This window comes from Paenibacillus solisilvae (genome assembly GCF_042656405.1).
In the GTDB taxonomy this organism is placed as follows: Bacteria; Bacillota; Bacilli; order Paenibacillales; family Paenibacillaceae; genus Paenibacillus_Z; species Paenibacillus_Z solisilvae.
In genome coordinates this window covers 152,761-166,437 of the sequence record NZ_JBHSOW010000063.1, presented here as the reverse complement: position 1 = coordinate 166,437, position 13,677 = coordinate 152,761, and the positions used below count along the sequence as shown (strand labels likewise).

Below are 13,677 nucleotides of genomic sequence, written 5' to 3'. Positions count from 1 at the left end.
GATTGAATACCGGTGCGCGCTGGCAGCATAGCTTTTTTCTAATGTCTACTTGACAGGGGTATGACCAAGGTGGCGGTTTTTTAAAAATAACAAAATTGATTAATTCGAAATACTACTCATGTAACTTATCTTTTTGGAGACTTCTTCAATAAATGTCTTTAAGTTCTGTTTTTTATCCTCATGGAGTTGGTAGGATTGACCTTCAATTTCTAAATTAGCAGTAGAAATATCTTGTTCTTTAAAATCGATAAACACATTTTCATTTGAAGTGCCAGTAATTCTTAAATCTTTGTAATCGCAGGTATACATCTTGTGAATTTTCCAATCTACAACTGAAAATTTAGCTGCACCAATGGCAAAAGAAATATCATTCTGCCTAAAGATGATCGTGGAAAAGCCGGCATCAAGTTGGTTCTGTATATCCATATAGGGTTACTCCTTCAATCTCGATTACTGCAATTTTGATAACTTAATTTCAATTGTTTCGATTTCTTTTTTGATCGAAGTCATATCTTTTGCGGTCAAATCTTCAAATTTTTCTTGCATTGAGTAGAGCCTCTCGTGTTTCCTAGTTATCTCATTTCTCTTGTTGTTCAAGGCTTTTTCTAATCTCATTAAGTCGGTGGAAATATCGATATCCATCTCAAGCTCCCAAATCTCTTTTTGTTTTGAATCAATATCATTATAATGTTTATCGAGCAATGAACGCTTCTCTTTTATTAAAGCCTTTAAATAATTTGCTTTTATCTCTAATTCTTCAGTTCTCAATCTAATCGCCTCCCCTCTAGTAATATTTTACCAGTGGCTTTATTCCAAGAGCAAGTTATAAGATTCGACAGAGTGCTTTACGTAGTTCTAGGCTTAGCCGCAGCAATTAACAAGAACACGGCCGTCACTATATGCAATACCATGCCTAGAAACGGTACCACGCCGAAGGCAGACGCAGCTAGACCGAGAATACTACCGGTTTTCGGATGCTTGCTCCGAACGCACAATATTAACGTGATGAGATGGAGTATGAACATAATTCCTAAGATCGACCACTGTGTAGCGATTACGATTATGCCACCAACAAGCGGAATGCCAAGTACCGCTTCTATAATGCCTGTAATAAGTATGAAAACCATTGATATGACCATGTATGACCCCCCAATATAGTTATAAAGTCCCTCAAACGTTATTATAAGGAAATTAATACCTACCGTAAATCACCGACAGTTATAACCCTCGCATTCATTCCGTCCAGCAGTGTAGCCAACCGTTTCTGCCGGTATTCACTCACTGTAACGTACAGTACTTCCGGAAACGGTCCGTTCTTCGCCTGCCAGCGTCCGGTGTCCCGCAGTTCACGATAGAGTCCGATTTTCTTTTCATTTATGGCCATCGGTTGCGTTACGTCAATCTCCAGGAGAGTATATTCCCCGTTTGAGCGATATAAAGCATCCGCGATAATAATACGATCGTCCCATTTTAACGTTTTCTCTTCGTTCCATTGATCCGGCCGATATGCAATATAGACTTCGTTTCGGATGAGCGCGTGCTGCACGTGAAGAGTACGCCGCCGCTGCGTTTGGCTGCCGATTTCCTTCCGGCCGCGGGCATTGAGATAGTATACCGTTTCTCCTTCGCGGAACGACGTTAGAAACTCGCTCATATCGTTCAATACCCGCGTCGTATTCCGGCGGCCTCCGAGGTTATGAAGCCGTTGAATCTGCGACGTTGTAAGATAACCGAACCGATCACAACTCGATAATATCTCCGTCCATCGGGTTAACTTCGCCTGCGTGCGGTTTATCGTTAGTGACATGGCGTATTTCCTCCTCAGTTTGGACGACCGTCTTCTTCGGTAAGTCCGCAATAAGCTTCCGCGCTTCATCCGCCGCCAGATACGGCGCCTGCAACGTTTCATCATACGCTGTCTGATATATAAGGCGTCCTGGCACGTCAGGTAACGAAGCGGCTCCGTCATGATCGAGTACGATGCGGGATTGTATGCCGTCACGCGTACGGAAGCAGATCGATGCTGCGATATTCGTCTTAATTAATCCGTCTATTACGTCCGCTGACGGTCGCTGTGTTGCCAATACGAGTATTATGCCGGCTGCGCGGCCCTTCGCTGATAGGCGCGTCAGAGTCGTCTTAATTTCGTTCTTTAATTTCGCCTCCGGATCGCCTGCGCGCGTCTTAAAGTCCGCCAGTTCGTCGACGACTAATATCGTTTTCTTGCCGGTCCATTGCTGCGAACCATTAGCGGCCATGATCGCATATCGACGTTTCATTTCGACGTCAACTTCGTCAGCTGCGTTCTTCACGTCCGGTAACGTAGAGGCGAAACCTTTTACACACGCTAAATCCCGAAATATGCCGAGTTCGACGCCTTCTTTGAGATCGCATAAGTACATATCCGGAGCTGGACCGGTTGCGAGTTGCGTAAGGATTGAACGCAATAATACTGATTTACCGCCACCGGATATGCCGCCAATTAATAGATGCGGGTAGCTCCCGTCGAAGTCGTAGTACCGTGGCTCGCCGCGCCTGTTAACGCCGGTAAATACACGGTACGTTGACGTCGACGAAGGACCGAACTGATACGCAAGTTTCATCGGCATCTTGAACGTGATGATATCGACGATGAGACCGTCGTTTGTATACCGCATCTCAACGTTATCTGGATCGACCCGTATAGCCTCCGCAATCGCCCGCTGATTGTCGATCATCTTCTGCGATGGTAAGCCGACCGGTAGACCGACGATAAGCCGCACGCCCCAAGGAAACGTATCCGTCTTGTTAACGCTCGGGAGGGCGAGGTCCGCCCCGTACGTTACCACCAGGTTGAGCTTCTTGCAGGCTGCGATGAATCCCTTACTTAAGGAAAAAGATGAAAAGATAGGGAGGGAGTGGAGAGAGGTAAAAAGTGACCCACAAAATAATCCAAATCCAATCTCAATCAACATGGGGCCTTCCTCCTAGAACCATTAGTTCTTTCTCAAAAACGGAAGAGAAGCGGACATCCTTTTTCGCCGGCCTAATGCGGACTTGACGTTTCCGTTTCAACGTTCGGCTGCGGCGTAGTATTCGGAATACTTAGCGGAATGTAGAGGTACGGGCAATTTCCGAATAAGTTCGGAAGAGTGGATGGAATACTGGCGCTTAGCTACACGCCCGGCCGGACTATTACAGGCGGAGAACGCCGGCCTAGCCAAACGGTAACGGTAGTAGTTACGTTTCGACCGGTAGAACCCGTTAAAGGAGAAGCAACGTTAAGATGCCGTGAATCCATTCATACGTTATCCAGGCGCTTGTAGCGAGTAGAAAGTAACGGCCGAAGCGGCGAGCAGCAAGCGCACCGTCTGTATTGCCGGCTTCGCGACTACGTTTTTCGAGTAATGACGTGGTGATGACGATAGCGCCGATCGTTACATACGTTATCAATACGAACAACTCCTTTACGGAATATTCCGTGGTTTATTGCCTCGGTACTATAATGCGTATGAACGTTTAACGATCAATATGAGTAAAATAAAAAGCCCCGATCAAATGAACGTAGGCTTATTTCGTATGTATGACTTTGAAAAGATCACTCGGAGTAACGTCAAGGTATGCACATAACCTGGCGATTAGTTGGGCTGGAATACGTTTAACATCTATGTCCTTATTATTGATTAAGTCATTTATCGTTGAACGCCTATGGTCAATATCTTTTGATAACTGCAATGCGGAAATGTCTTTTTCTTTTAATATATCCTTTAACGTACAATGCAGGCTTACCGGATGTTTTTCCCAATCCACTTACGAGTCACCCCCATAAAAATATTATACGAAAATATTTCCTATTAATCTATTGACCGTTTAACGAACAGATGGTATATTTACCCATAAATGAACGTTTAACGTTCAATTGGACAAGCTAACTTATGAGGAGGCATTATAATATGAAAACTGTGTTTAAAATCGACATTTTCAACGTAAGCACCGGTAACTTCGATCTCGGCTCCGTAAGTATCAACCGCACTCATACGATCGGCTTCGTACGCTGCGGCCGCTCCGGAAACATGATCGTAACATGTAATCTTGCATCAATTTCGCCCCGTCAGCAAATCGTTGTCCTGCCAGGCGCGTTCAATCGTATTCTTCCGGACGTCAGCCGTTACGCGGTTGCCGGTTGCACGCAAGCAACTTCGGACCAACTTCGCGCACTCGGCTTCATTCCAACGTTTGAGGAGGTGACCGAACGTGATTCTTCTCTTATCCTCGCCGCAATCTAACCGCCCAACTTCCGCACGTCGCCGTATTATTATCCAAGTTATCGCTGAACTAGCTGCGGAGTTTACTCGCGCTTTAATTGGCGGTGTTTTTCGATGAGCCAAATTAATAACGTAGCCGCTTTCTTTGTCTTTCTGAGCGTCGCGGATTCGCTTGTCCGGATTTCTATCCGGATAATATTTCGCATCCAATAAAACGAATGGAGTGATTAACGTTGAACATGATGCCCGTTGTTAAGCGCTGTGGCAAGACTTTTGAAATCGTATATATTTCTCTGGATGATGTTCTTTTCACGTTTATGCAGGGCGGTACTATCTGTTATCAGACGGCCTACGATGTTTTTTCCCAGATTTCCACGGTCGAGGAGCAAGAGCGGTTTCTTGCGGATTACGGCTTCAGTCGCATTGAGCGTGGCTACCTTGCGCGACTCGACCGCGCCCAGGAATACGATTCTCAATACGGGTTACTGATGTTTGACGGAGGTTTGAGCGCTCCCGTCTCTAAGCCGAAGGAAACGATTCTGCGTGACCGGTTACTTCGTTTGAAGCGTAATACGGCGGACAAGCCGCGATACATGTTCGCCTGACTCGACGTTTTTTTATTGAATGTGCGCTCGGCTGCGGCTGTAACCGATGGTCGAGCGTTCCTTTTGTTTATAAATACGAACATTTGTACGTATGGTTTCAAAATATTTTAAGAGAATATCCGGGAGATTATTCCGTTCACACAACGTTCACAATTTCGGAGAAATCCACTACCAAAATACCGAAAATAAGTACTTACGTTAAAGAAGCACTGTGCGAAACGTCCCCGGCCAACGACAGTTATTATATAGGCGCAAATATTTTCCGTAGAAGCATGTGCGGTATTACGATTTACTGTTGTCACAGTTTATATAAGGGAGGGTTAACATGAACGTGCTAATTAACGAAGCGATCCGCGCATACCAGGCGGACAGCAACCAAGCTATTCTCGACGAAATCAAAGCGGCAATGCATTACGATTACCTTAATCACGGAGTACACGGTTTACCCGACGTTAACTATATCGCGTTGCGGTGCCTCCGCTTACTCAGCGGCCGCCTATCAACGATAAAATACGGAATGCCGGATACTGGCGGTTATGCCGAGGATAGTCCGCGCTCAACGTTTAATTACTACGTCGGGGAGTATAACAAATTATTCGAACGCAATTGTACGTTGGAAAATTACATCGAACACGCGCCGTATCTCTGCCGATACTACGAAGGCGCATACGGGTACTTGTGGCAGGCGTATAAGGCGCTGACCGGACGCCTACAGTCCGAACGTGCAAAGGCAGCGGCCGCCATTATCGCGGAACACTGGCCGGACATAGAGGCGGCGCTACTATACGCACTCGACCGTGTCGATACGGGACGCACACCGCGCGAAGTGGTCCGTTACATTAACCGCGCGACGAAGACGGCATATATTCGCCAGCAATTCGCTGATAAGCGGAGAGTACGGATAGGCGGTCAGACGCGTTACGTTGATCCATACGTTTATACGGTCGATTACGTCATATTCGGCGTCGGGGAAGCGAAACGGGAGCGCTTATCTAGGCGGCAAACAGCGCTGTTAGGACGTATCGAGGCAGTAGTAACGGCGGATATGGCGGCGGGCTTCGATATGGCGGATTATCGGACGGATATTAATGGAAAGGTTACGATTAAGGTCCGCTATATTGCCGGTAAATTGGGGATACGCGAAGACAGTTTAAGCCGGGCGCTTCGTACGATGACTGCAAAAGTGTCATAGTATGGCGTATTACTATACGTAAGTGAGGAAGAAGGCAGAGGCGAGGTGCTTCGGCCGTCTATTTTTTATCGGCAATAGTTAATTTTTTATAAGGAGGTCGAACCTAGTGAACGGAAGTACAATTAAAGCTATTCGGATTAAAAACCGATTGTCTCAACGTCAACTAGCCGCGCAGCTCGGAATTACGCCGTCATATCTTTGCCAAATAGAGAGAAACAAAAAATCAATCTCCGATACGATCCGAATCAAACTTGCGCAATTATTCGAAGTTAACGACGAACTTATAGAAGCTATTCGACGGTCTAAACTGGCGCTATGAGAAAGGAGGCGTCAATATGGGCGCATTAAAGTATGTAACGGTATCAATCGACCGTATCGCAAAGGATAGCGGCGTTAACGTCATGTCTGTTCGTAAATCATTTGCTAATCTGAAACGCGCTGGACTCGTTGATTTCGATATCGTGGCGGGCAATCGCATTAGGTACGCGGTAATAAACGAAATACACCCGACAATTTGTCTATACACCCCCGACAATTTGTCGTAGTACCCCCGTCAATTTGTCGGTGTATATAAATCTACGTATACAGATTTACGATAAATACTTACTTATTACGGGATCAAAACCGCAAAAGACTTCGTTATTTCACTAACGTTCAATAACGTGATAATAGGATATTCAATTAACATATCTGAGACGTTCAGAGAACTAAACCAAACCTACAAGGATTGCGCCGCAAAAACACCCGACAAATTGTCGGAGGTATACCAACGAGAAGGGGGGCGCTGAGATTGGAAATGAAAATTATCCATAACCAACGGCTCGCGGGATGGCTTATGTTAAATGGGCATAAGTTGGTCCGCACAAATCCGAATAAAGATCGACCGCAGTATAACGTATTCGTGTTTAACGCTTCAGAATCATTAGAGCACGGTATCACGGAATTTCTTTCTAAATACAAAAAAACCTAAGGGGTTGGTTACTAATGAGTTTTACAAAATACGAGCACGATCTTAGACGGTACAGCCGCGCCGGCCTTACATCACCGACGGACATTATCGTTTACCTCACGATCAAAGGTTACTATAACGAGGATTACGGATACGCCTTTCCGACGGTAAAAACGATCGCGTATGATTCGGGAGTGAGCGATAAGACGGTCGAGCGGAGTATTACCAGGTTAAAAACCGTCGGACTATTAAACGTGAAAAAGACACCGCAGGATAATAAGGTAAACAATATATACGTACCGCTCGAGCCGATCGCGGACGAGGGCCGGTTTAACGCGAGATTCAATGGCGCGGAGGATGATGCTAAGAAACGTCTGGAGACGATTGCAGCGCGTAGGAATAAGCCTACGAAGAGTGAACGGGAAGCCCCGCAAATTAGCGCATCTAAGCCGCCCGAACCGCCAGACGTACCAATTATACTGGTAGAGGCTAGCGCGCCTAAAACGCCGCTAAAACCGGCGATAACTGTGACGCGAACCGAACCGCCTGTGGACGGGTTTTATCCGGAGATGGTGACGGAGGCAGACGACGACGAATGCGTTCCGATAATTGACGACGGTACTGACCCATATGAAAACATAAAAGATTGGTTTTAAAGCGCCGACGGCAACCACGCCCGAAGCGCTATTTTTATGTCTTCTATACGTCCTACGAGCTGACGTTAAACGGTCGGGAATACGCGGGAAAACTAATCGGAGGTTACCGCACGCTCCAATAAGAGGACGATACGAATGGAAACGAAGTTTAACCGCTGTATGGTCGTAAATCACACGATCGAGGACGGGGAACACGTAGTAAGAATATACCCGCCGAGCAGTAAATACGAGCATAAAATCGGACGTTGGGCGGTAAGTGACGCCGATACGAGCCTTGAAGCGATGTGGTCGGGGTTCTTCGAAGCGAAGGACGCCTGTGACTTGTTCAACGCGACCGGTATCGCCGTTCATTCTACGGATGCGGAAGCGTTCGCGGCATATTGCGCGGAGGTCGGCGATGAGTAATAACGCACTGTGGCGCCTCAATAGCGATACACTGGCCGCTTACGTAGAAGATCCCGAAGTCATACGAAAGATACGCCGCAGCTATCCGGACTTCGTTGAGACAGCGCAGTATCACCGAGACGGCGTGTTAATAGGACGTCAGTATAACGTGCCGTCTAATCGAAAGCGATCCGCGCGCAATCTGCTCGATGTAGACGTTGCTCGCTAAACGTTAAAATACCGTCATATTAGACGTTCTAAGGTGTGGGAGGTGTATTAACCTTCGAGCTTGTTTAGCGCGCCTAATTTGCGGTAGAAATCAAGGAACCGTACCTAATACGTAGGTAAAAGCGAGGGGGCCGCCGGATTGGTAATCGTTACTGCGATACGGCCGTACGACAACGGTCATAAAAAGCGGGTCCATCTTCTCAATACTGAAACTAACGCGGAATATACGCTCGTTTACGGTGATTCCATTACGGAAGAACAAATCCGTATGCGAGCGCCCAGCATAGTCAATAAAGCGATGAAACAAAAAAAGAAACCAAGGGGAGCCAAATCAATATGAGTAAATTTTTCGAAAGTAAGATGTTCGAGTATCGTCCGGTAGATGCGGAAGCCTACGCGGAGTTAATGGCACGAATTGGTCCGTCTATCTCGCGGTCGCCTCGCCTACCACGTAAAGACCGGGCTCAGCCGGAATTGTTGCCGGTAGCGGATGATATGCTGACCGGGGAAATCTTATTTTACGATTCGGAACGCGGTTTCGGCCGACTCGGTAGCGAGCGCCTCTTCTTCCATATAGCGGACGTTGTGCCGCAGCATAGCGCTTATATCTGCGAGGGCGTAGAGGTAGCGTACCGCGTGGGTAATGGGCGCGATGGACGGACCAAAGCGGTTAATATTCAACTGGTGTAGATATCGACATATCCGAAAAAAAACTAATTTAAAGGGGATCATTCAATGAGTAAACTACAATCTGCAAAAGGATATTTTCAAAAAGCGCGTGAAATCCAAGAAAGCGGCACTAAGTTGATGCTCGAATATCGGCAGCAATATGTCGCAGCGTCCGGTGAAATTAATAGCAACAAGAACCTTTCGGAAGCCGGCAAATTTGAGGCTAAGAAGGAGGTGAAAAGAAAACTCGGCGTGGAGTTTCTGCAAAAATCGCATACGCGAAAACAGGAATTTCTTGTGAACATCAAAAAGGCGATTCGTGACGCTGATTCAGTTGTTTACGGCACCGTTAAGAGACCGGATGACGAGAAGGTACGCCGTTTTGAAGCTGACTTCCGCGCACTCAAGACGGAGCTAACGTTCTCACCGACTGCTAAACGTAGCTTCGAAAAGCTCACCGCATTCGTTGACCGTATCGATGACCCGTACTTGGCCGGTATTGTGCGCGATCAGTTCGGAGATATCACGTCGGGAATCTTAGCAGCACCGGAAGGCGTTCAACTAAAACTGCAGCTAGCGCGGATGTTCGAAGGGCTTAAAACGAACCATGAAACGGACGAGATTCGTGAAGCTAGGGAAATCCTTGAGGTAGCGAAGGCCAACGAGGAGCGTCCGACGCTTTATACTGCTGGGGTTGTCCATGAAACTGCGGTTGATATCTTCGGAGCGGAGTACGGCCGGTTTATTGACAAAACGGAGGTATTCTTCGAGTCCAATGCGGACGTTAAACCAGCTGATTACGATGATCCGGAAAATCCTTCAATGAAAAAAACCGTTTACTACCCATTTGCTGATAAGTCCGCACAATAGGCCGAACAAATTATAAACCAGGGAGGAATATCAAATGAGTGAAGAATCGATTGCGTCAAACTTTTTCAGCGGTACGGGTACGAAAACGTTTGTGTTCCCAATCGTATGCAATGAGCTCGTTATCGTAAATGACGGATACGCGACACTTACGTTCGCAGCCGGAGACAAATTTACACCCAGCCGTTTCGCACTGCCGTTATCGCCTGGTGACGCGTTTGACGAGCGGATTGAGGCGTTCGACCGTGTGACTGTCACGGCGACGGGAGACTATCACGGTTATATTCGAAGATCCCCGAATGAATATCGGTGGAGTTCCGAGTACTTATACAAATAGACGAATAGGTTGCGGGGGCCGGCGAGAAATTGCCGGTCTATTTTATTTGAGGAAGTGATGGACGAATGATAGACGATATTGCGTCCGCCAAGCTCGGGCGCATTGTTCACCTGGTAGCGGAGATTCACGCCGCAATCGAAACGTTGCCGCTCGGAGAATGGGCGATTGAGAGACGTAAAGAATACGCGGAGCTTAAGCAACTAGCGGAATCCCTACGCACACATGCGGATAAGGACGTAGCGGCGCTATCCTTCCGGCTGCGTGCGTACCTAGTCGAATTGGCGGAGTCGGACCGTTTAGTTCGTGAAGATAGGCCGGCACGTTCGATTAGGCGTCAGGCCGATTTGCACCGAAAGACAATGGAGCGGTTCAATGCGCTCCTACTAAAGCTGGTTCATCGAAAGGAGGCGGAGCAAATTGGCGTTTAATCTCGAGGCCATAATTAGTGTAGTCGACAGGTCTTCGGCGAAATTAGGCCGTATTGCGCGCAGCATGGACATTACGGGCCGAAGCGTCTCGGCTTTAGGCGGAACGGTTAGCATGTTAAATGCCGGACTAGCGGCCGTCGGAGGTACGTATGCTGCGGTCGTAAAGCCGTTACAACTCGCTTCAGATGCGGAACAGGCGTCGATAGCGTTCGAAACGATGCTAGGATCAGCGACGAAAGCTCAAAAGTTCCTTACGGAATTAACGGATTATGCAAACTCTACGCCGTTCGAGCTTCCGGAATTACGTGACTCGTCTAAACGGTTATTAGCGTTCGGATTTGCGGCTGATAAGATCCTGCCAATCTTGACGGGCGTAGGTAATGCCGCTGCAGGCCTCGGTCTTGGCGGTGAAGGCGTAGACCGCATTACGATGGCACTCGGTCAGATGCGTGCTAAATCGAAGGTTTCGGGCGAGGAAATGATGCAATTAACGGAAGCCGGTATACCAGCGTGGGAAATATTAGCGAAGAAGATGAACGTATCGACCGCCGAGGTTATGAAAATGTCGGAGAAGGGACTTATTCCCGCGAATGCCGCCATTAACGCGTTAATTGAGGGAATGAATGAAAAGTTTCCCGACATGATGCAAAAGCAAAGTAAATCACTCGCCGGCCTTTACTCCACGATGAAGGATACGTTTAACAGTAAGATCCTGACGAAATGGGGTCAGGGGTTAGCGACCGCTTTGAAGCCGCGGTTTGACCGGCTCGTAACGTGGATCGATAACAACAAAGCGACTATTGACCAATGGGGCGCGAGTCTTAAGTACGCAGCTAATGAAGGTATGGACGCGGTTATCCGTAAGTTCGAGAGCGGATTTTCATACATCAAAACGCATTTTCTCGATAATCCCGCATTTCAGAAGCTCAAAACGTTTGAAAGTAAAATTAACTTCATATTTAACGATGTTATGAAGACGTTTAATACGTGGTGGGCTGCGGAGGGTAAGTCAAAGCTAGAGTCAATTGCCTCGGTTGCTACAAAAACGTTGGTCGACGCTATTTCAACGAAGTCTGACGATTTTGCTGCGGCCGGCCTTAAGATCGGAGCCGCAATCGGATCGGGAATGTGGACCGGTATCTCCGATTCTAAAGCCGGAAAACTTATGCGTAAAATATCTCCGGATTGGGCCGAAAACCTAATGTCGGGGAATACAAATATCGGAGATGCAGCGGTCGACTATCTCGTACCCGATTGGACCCCGTTCATTGGAGACGCGGGCAAGCCGAAGAATAAACACGCCGGCGGCCTATCGAGCGTTCCGTATAACGGTTACGCGGCGGAGCTACACAAAGGCGAACGTGTTCTAACGAAAGCGGAAGCTGACGGATACTCAGGACGTAGCAGTAACGGCGTCACAGTAAACGTATACGGAGGCATGCAAGTTCGCCAGGAGTCGGATATCGCCGCAGTAGCGAAACAATTGGCGCATCTTATTACGGCTAACGAGGGGGCGAGGTCCGTTGGCTAGAACGATGAATAGCGACGATTTAGCAACGTTTATCAACGATTTCAACGCGCAGAAGCGGACCGATCGCGCCGTACCATTCGTCGAGCTGCCGGAATCTATCGAGCTTGCCGAGCGTGTGCGGCCGTTTACACGCATCGCGGTTAAATACTTCGCGTTGGTCGCGGAAGGGACGGTCCCTCCGTTAGATACGTCGAAACTGGCACATTACCGGACCGATTCGGAGTTATTACGGATGTCTGTTAATCCCGCTTATGCGAGAAAAGGCGCTTTCGTTACGACTGTACTTCAGCAAATTGACGATATAAACGCGGGAATGGATGGCGCCGATATTACGCGTATTCTGCGCATATTCCCGTTACTATTAAAGCTAAACGGAGGTCACAACGTATGAGTAGACGAAGAAAGGCGCTTGAGGCGCAACTAACGCCGCAGCAACGTAAGGCAGCGTCACTTATCGTAGATAACGAATGGGGCGAAGTGCTTAACGAAGACGGCAAAAAGAAGACCGGTCAGGAGCTGGCGGATGAAATCGGCATAGCGCGGAGTACCCTATACGAATGGAAATCGCAGGAGGCGTTCAATGATTACGTTAACTATTTGACGGATCTTAACCTCGAAGCCATGCGCACAGAAGCAAACATAGCGTTAATGAAGCTTATACGTGGCGGTAACAACGGAGTGCCGAGCGTTAAGGCACTCGATCTATATTACCGGAGACACGGACTATTAACGAATGTATCGGTAATCGAGGACCGCCGGGAACCCGATGAGTCTAAACGTAAGACGGACGATGAGGTGCGGGACGATATCGCAGCGCTTGACGCGTTGGTGAACGGTACAACGAAGGAATAACGTGTAATACGGGGCGTGATCGCTACTTAACGTAGTGGTTACGCCCCTTTTTTTCGTTTAGAGTGTCCGAATGGTATAAAACGAGGCAATACGTTGGAAATACGATGAAAAGAGGACGATAAACGTACGACTATAGCGGACAAAAGGGCGAAATATCAGCACGCGGCGCCTGGCGTAGGGCTGCCGTTAAACTCACCCGTTGAAATGTCTAGACGTCTGGACATATGCCACGTAGCACAATTTGCTTTATCATAGTAAAGCGAGTTACACGAAATCGAAAATAGTTTCTGCGATACTTTAACGTGGTAAAGCAAACATTATTTTCACGCTGATTTATGAATAATTTACGTATATTTATGCAAAAACGGCTTATATCGTAGTCACACGTACGCATCGATCCGCAGGAATGGCGTACCTATGCGGTTTTGGACGATTTTACTACCGTATAAAATCCGCATTTTGCGCATATGTACTATGCTTTAACGCGGTAAAGTGACGAAGAAACTATTTCCGAAATCTTGTAGCTCATACGTAAATCCTTTAGCGGAGTAAAGCGCGATCGTCGTCGTTTACTTGGCGTATAGCAGCGTGTAAGTACGATCGGCGACCCCCAAGGCGGTACGTCTGCGCTCCGAAATCAGGTCCGCGGAAAATCTGCGTATCAAATTTTATCTCGAGGATTTACGTATAAAGACCGTTATTTCGTAATAATGTACGATTAGGAAAAACGAGGGG

At 47.5% G+C, this 13,677-nt stretch carries 22 protein-coding genes; 15 read left to right on the top strand and 7 right to left on the bottom strand.

Annotation, left to right across the window (positions count from 1 at the left end; genetic code table 11):
• Positions 1–99: 99 nt before the first annotated feature.
• The 7 genes from ACFPYJ_RS17765 to ACFPYJ_RS17735 form a co-directional block, all read right to left on the bottom strand.
• Positions 100–426 carry a hypothetical protein gene (locus ACFPYJ_RS17765; protein ID WP_379189510.1) on the bottom strand — a complete coding sequence of 109 codons (327 nt, stop codon included), beginning with the start codon at positions 424–426 and terminating at the stop codon, positions 100–102.
• 24 nt (positions 427–450) lie between these two features.
• Positions 451–768, bottom strand: coding sequence for a hypothetical protein (locus tag ACFPYJ_RS17760; RefSeq protein ID WP_379189509.1), 318 nt, complete (start codon positions 766–768; stop codon positions 451–453).
• A gap of 77 nt (positions 769–845) precedes the next feature.
• Positions 846–1,139, bottom strand: coding sequence for a hypothetical protein (locus ACFPYJ_RS17755; RefSeq protein ID WP_379189508.1), 294 nt, complete (start codon positions 1,137–1,139; stop codon positions 846–848).
• A 59-nt stretch (positions 1,140–1,198) separates the two neighbouring features.
• Entirely contained in the window at positions 1,199–1,807 is a 609-nt protein-coding gene (locus ACFPYJ_RS17750) for a replication-relaxation family protein (RefSeq protein ID WP_379189507.1), read from the bottom strand.
• Positions 1,740–2,828, bottom strand: a complete 1,089-nt coding sequence (locus tag ACFPYJ_RS17745) for an FtsK/SpoIIIE domain-containing protein (RefSeq protein WP_379189506.1) — start codon at positions 2,826–2,828, stop codon at positions 1,740–1,742. The genes ACFPYJ_RS17750 and ACFPYJ_RS17745 overlap by 68 nt, the downstream gene beginning before the upstream one ends.
• Before the next feature lie 415 nt (positions 2,829–3,243).
• Positions 3,244–3,432 (bottom strand): hypothetical protein, encoded by a 189-nt coding sequence (locus tag ACFPYJ_RS17740; protein ID WP_379189505.1) that lies wholly within the window; start codon positions 3,430–3,432, stop codon positions 3,244–3,246.
• Between the two features lie 117 nt (positions 3,433–3,549).
• Positions 3,550–3,789, bottom strand: a complete 240-nt coding sequence (locus tag ACFPYJ_RS17735; RefSeq protein ID WP_379189504.1) for a helix-turn-helix domain-containing protein — start codon at positions 3,787–3,789, stop codon at positions 3,550–3,552.
• A 143-nt stretch (positions 3,790–3,932) separates the two neighbouring features.
• Between ACFPYJ_RS17735 and ACFPYJ_RS17730 the strand changes: the two genes are divergently transcribed.
• From ACFPYJ_RS17730 to ACFPYJ_RS17660, 15 genes are all read left to right on the top strand, one after another.
• The gene (locus tag ACFPYJ_RS17730) at positions 3,933–4,265 is read left to right on the top strand and encodes a hypothetical protein (protein WP_379189503.1); all 333 of its coding nucleotides are present in this window, start codon (positions 3,933–3,935) and stop codon (positions 4,263–4,265) included.
• 218 nt (positions 4,266–4,483) lie between these two features.
• Positions 4,484–4,849 carry a LytTR family transcriptional regulator DNA-binding domain-containing protein gene (locus ACFPYJ_RS17725; RefSeq protein ID WP_379189517.1) on the top strand — a complete coding sequence of 122 codons (366 nt, stop codon included), beginning with the start codon at positions 4,484–4,486 and terminating at the stop codon, positions 4,847–4,849.
• A 325-nt stretch (positions 4,850–5,174) separates the two neighbouring features.
• Positions 5,175–6,041 (top strand): hypothetical protein, encoded by an 867-nt coding sequence (locus tag ACFPYJ_RS17720; protein ID WP_379189502.1) that lies wholly within the window; start codon positions 5,175–5,177, stop codon positions 6,039–6,041.
• 106 nt (positions 6,042–6,147) lie between these two features.
• Entirely contained in the window at positions 6,148–6,360 is a 213-nt protein-coding gene (locus ACFPYJ_RS17715) for a helix-turn-helix domain-containing protein (RefSeq protein ID WP_379189501.1), read from the top strand.
• Positions 6,361–6,376: 16 nt separating this feature from the next.
• The gene (locus ACFPYJ_RS17710) at positions 6,377–6,586 is read left to right on the top strand and encodes a hypothetical protein (protein ID WP_379189500.1); all 210 of its coding nucleotides are present in this window, start codon (positions 6,377–6,379) and stop codon (positions 6,584–6,586) included.
• 439 nt (positions 6,587–7,025) lie between these two features.
• The gene (locus ACFPYJ_RS17705) at positions 7,026–7,646 is read left to right on the top strand and encodes a helix-turn-helix domain-containing protein (RefSeq protein WP_379189499.1); all 621 of its coding nucleotides are present in this window, start codon (positions 7,026–7,028) and stop codon (positions 7,644–7,646) included.
• A 135-nt stretch (positions 7,647–7,781) separates the two neighbouring features.
• Positions 7,782–8,051, top strand: coding sequence for a hypothetical protein (locus tag ACFPYJ_RS17700; protein ID WP_379189498.1), 270 nt, complete (start codon positions 7,782–7,784; stop codon positions 8,049–8,051).
• Positions 8,044–8,259: a hypothetical protein gene (locus tag ACFPYJ_RS17695; RefSeq protein ID WP_379189497.1), complete on the top strand. Its 216-nt coding sequence runs from the start codon at positions 8,044–8,046 to the stop codon at positions 8,257–8,259. The genes ACFPYJ_RS17700 and ACFPYJ_RS17695 overlap by 8 nt, the downstream gene beginning before the upstream one ends.
• A gap of 335 nt (positions 8,260–8,594) precedes the next feature.
• Positions 8,595–8,948 (top strand): hypothetical protein, encoded by a 354-nt coding sequence (locus ACFPYJ_RS17690; protein ID WP_379189496.1) that lies wholly within the window; start codon positions 8,595–8,597, stop codon positions 8,946–8,948.
• Between the two features lie 45 nt (positions 8,949–8,993).
• Positions 8,994–9,797 (top strand): hypothetical protein, encoded by an 804-nt coding sequence (locus tag ACFPYJ_RS17685; protein ID WP_379189495.1) that lies wholly within the window; start codon positions 8,994–8,996, stop codon positions 9,795–9,797.
• 34 nt (positions 9,798–9,831) lie between these two features.
• On the top strand, positions 9,832–10,131 hold the full coding sequence (locus ACFPYJ_RS17680) for a hypothetical protein (RefSeq protein ID WP_379189494.1): 300 nt from the start codon (positions 9,832–9,834) through the stop codon (positions 10,129–10,131).
• A gap of 65 nt (positions 10,132–10,196) precedes the next feature.
• Positions 10,197–10,559 carry a hypothetical protein gene (locus ACFPYJ_RS17675; RefSeq protein ID WP_379189493.1) on the top strand — a complete coding sequence of 121 codons (363 nt, stop codon included), beginning with the start codon at positions 10,197–10,199 and terminating at the stop codon, positions 10,557–10,559.
• Positions 10,549–12,090, top strand: a complete 1,542-nt coding sequence (locus ACFPYJ_RS17670; RefSeq protein ID WP_379189492.1) for a tape measure protein — start codon at positions 10,549–10,551, stop codon at positions 12,088–12,090. The genes ACFPYJ_RS17675 and ACFPYJ_RS17670 overlap by 11 nt, the downstream gene beginning before the upstream one ends.
• Positions 12,083–12,481, top strand: a complete 399-nt coding sequence (locus tag ACFPYJ_RS17665) for a hypothetical protein (protein ID WP_379189491.1) — start codon at positions 12,083–12,085, stop codon at positions 12,479–12,481. The genes ACFPYJ_RS17670 and ACFPYJ_RS17665 overlap by 8 nt, the downstream gene beginning before the upstream one ends.
• Complete coding sequence (locus ACFPYJ_RS17660) at positions 12,478–12,942, top strand: phBC6A51 family helix-turn-helix protein (RefSeq protein WP_379189490.1); 465 nt, start codon at positions 12,478–12,480, stop codon at positions 12,940–12,942. Before ACFPYJ_RS17665 ends, ACFPYJ_RS17660 begins: the two co-directional genes overlap by 4 nt.
• Positions 12,943–13,677: the final 735 nt, after the last annotated feature.

Coding starts and splice junctions, on each gene's coding strand:
- ACFPYJ_RS17750 (WP_379189507.1), bottom strand. CDS start 1,807: ATGTCACTAACGATAAACCGCACGCAGGCGAAGTTAACCCGATGGACG.
- ACFPYJ_RS17660 (WP_379189490.1), top strand. CDS start 12,478: ATGAGTAGACGAAGAAAGGCGCTTGAGGCGCAACTAACGCCGCAGCAA.
- ACFPYJ_RS17675 (WP_379189493.1), top strand. CDS start 10,197: ATGATAGACGATATTGCGTCCGCCAAGCTCGGGCGCATTGTTCACCTG.
- ACFPYJ_RS17685 (WP_379189495.1), top strand. CDS start 8,994: ATGAGTAAACTACAATCTGCAAAAGGATATTTTCAAAAAGCGCGTGAA.
- ACFPYJ_RS17680 (WP_379189494.1), top strand. CDS start 9,832: ATGAGTGAAGAATCGATTGCGTCAAACTTTTTCAGCGGTACGGGTACG.
- ACFPYJ_RS17710 (WP_379189500.1), top strand. CDS start 6,377: ATGGGCGCATTAAAGTATGTAACGGTATCAATCGACCGTATCGCAAAG.
- ACFPYJ_RS17695 (WP_379189497.1), top strand. CDS start 8,044: ATGAGTAATAACGCACTGTGGCGCCTCAATAGCGATACACTGGCCGCT.
- ACFPYJ_RS17725 (WP_379189517.1), top strand. CDS start 4,484: ATGATGCCCGTTGTTAAGCGCTGTGGCAAGACTTTTGAAATCGTATAT.
- ACFPYJ_RS17690 (WP_379189496.1), top strand. CDS start 8,595: ATGAGTAAATTTTTCGAAAGTAAGATGTTCGAGTATCGTCCGGTAGAT.
- ACFPYJ_RS17700 (WP_379189498.1), top strand. CDS start 7,782: ATGGAAACGAAGTTTAACCGCTGTATGGTCGTAAATCACACGATCGAG.
- ACFPYJ_RS17765 (WP_379189510.1), bottom strand. CDS start 426: ATGGATATACAGAACCAACTTGATGCCGGCTTTTCCACGATCATCTTT.
- ACFPYJ_RS17730 (WP_379189503.1), top strand. CDS start 3,933: ATGAAAACTGTGTTTAAAATCGACATTTTCAACGTAAGCACCGGTAAC.
- ACFPYJ_RS17705 (WP_379189499.1), top strand. CDS start 7,026: ATGAGTTTTACAAAATACGAGCACGATCTTAGACGGTACAGCCGCGCC.
- ACFPYJ_RS17720 (WP_379189502.1), top strand. CDS start 5,175: ATGAACGTGCTAATTAACGAAGCGATCCGCGCATACCAGGCGGACAGC.
- ACFPYJ_RS17755 (WP_379189508.1), bottom strand. CDS start 1,139: ATGGTCATATCAATGGTTTTCATACTTATTACAGGCATTATAGAAGCG.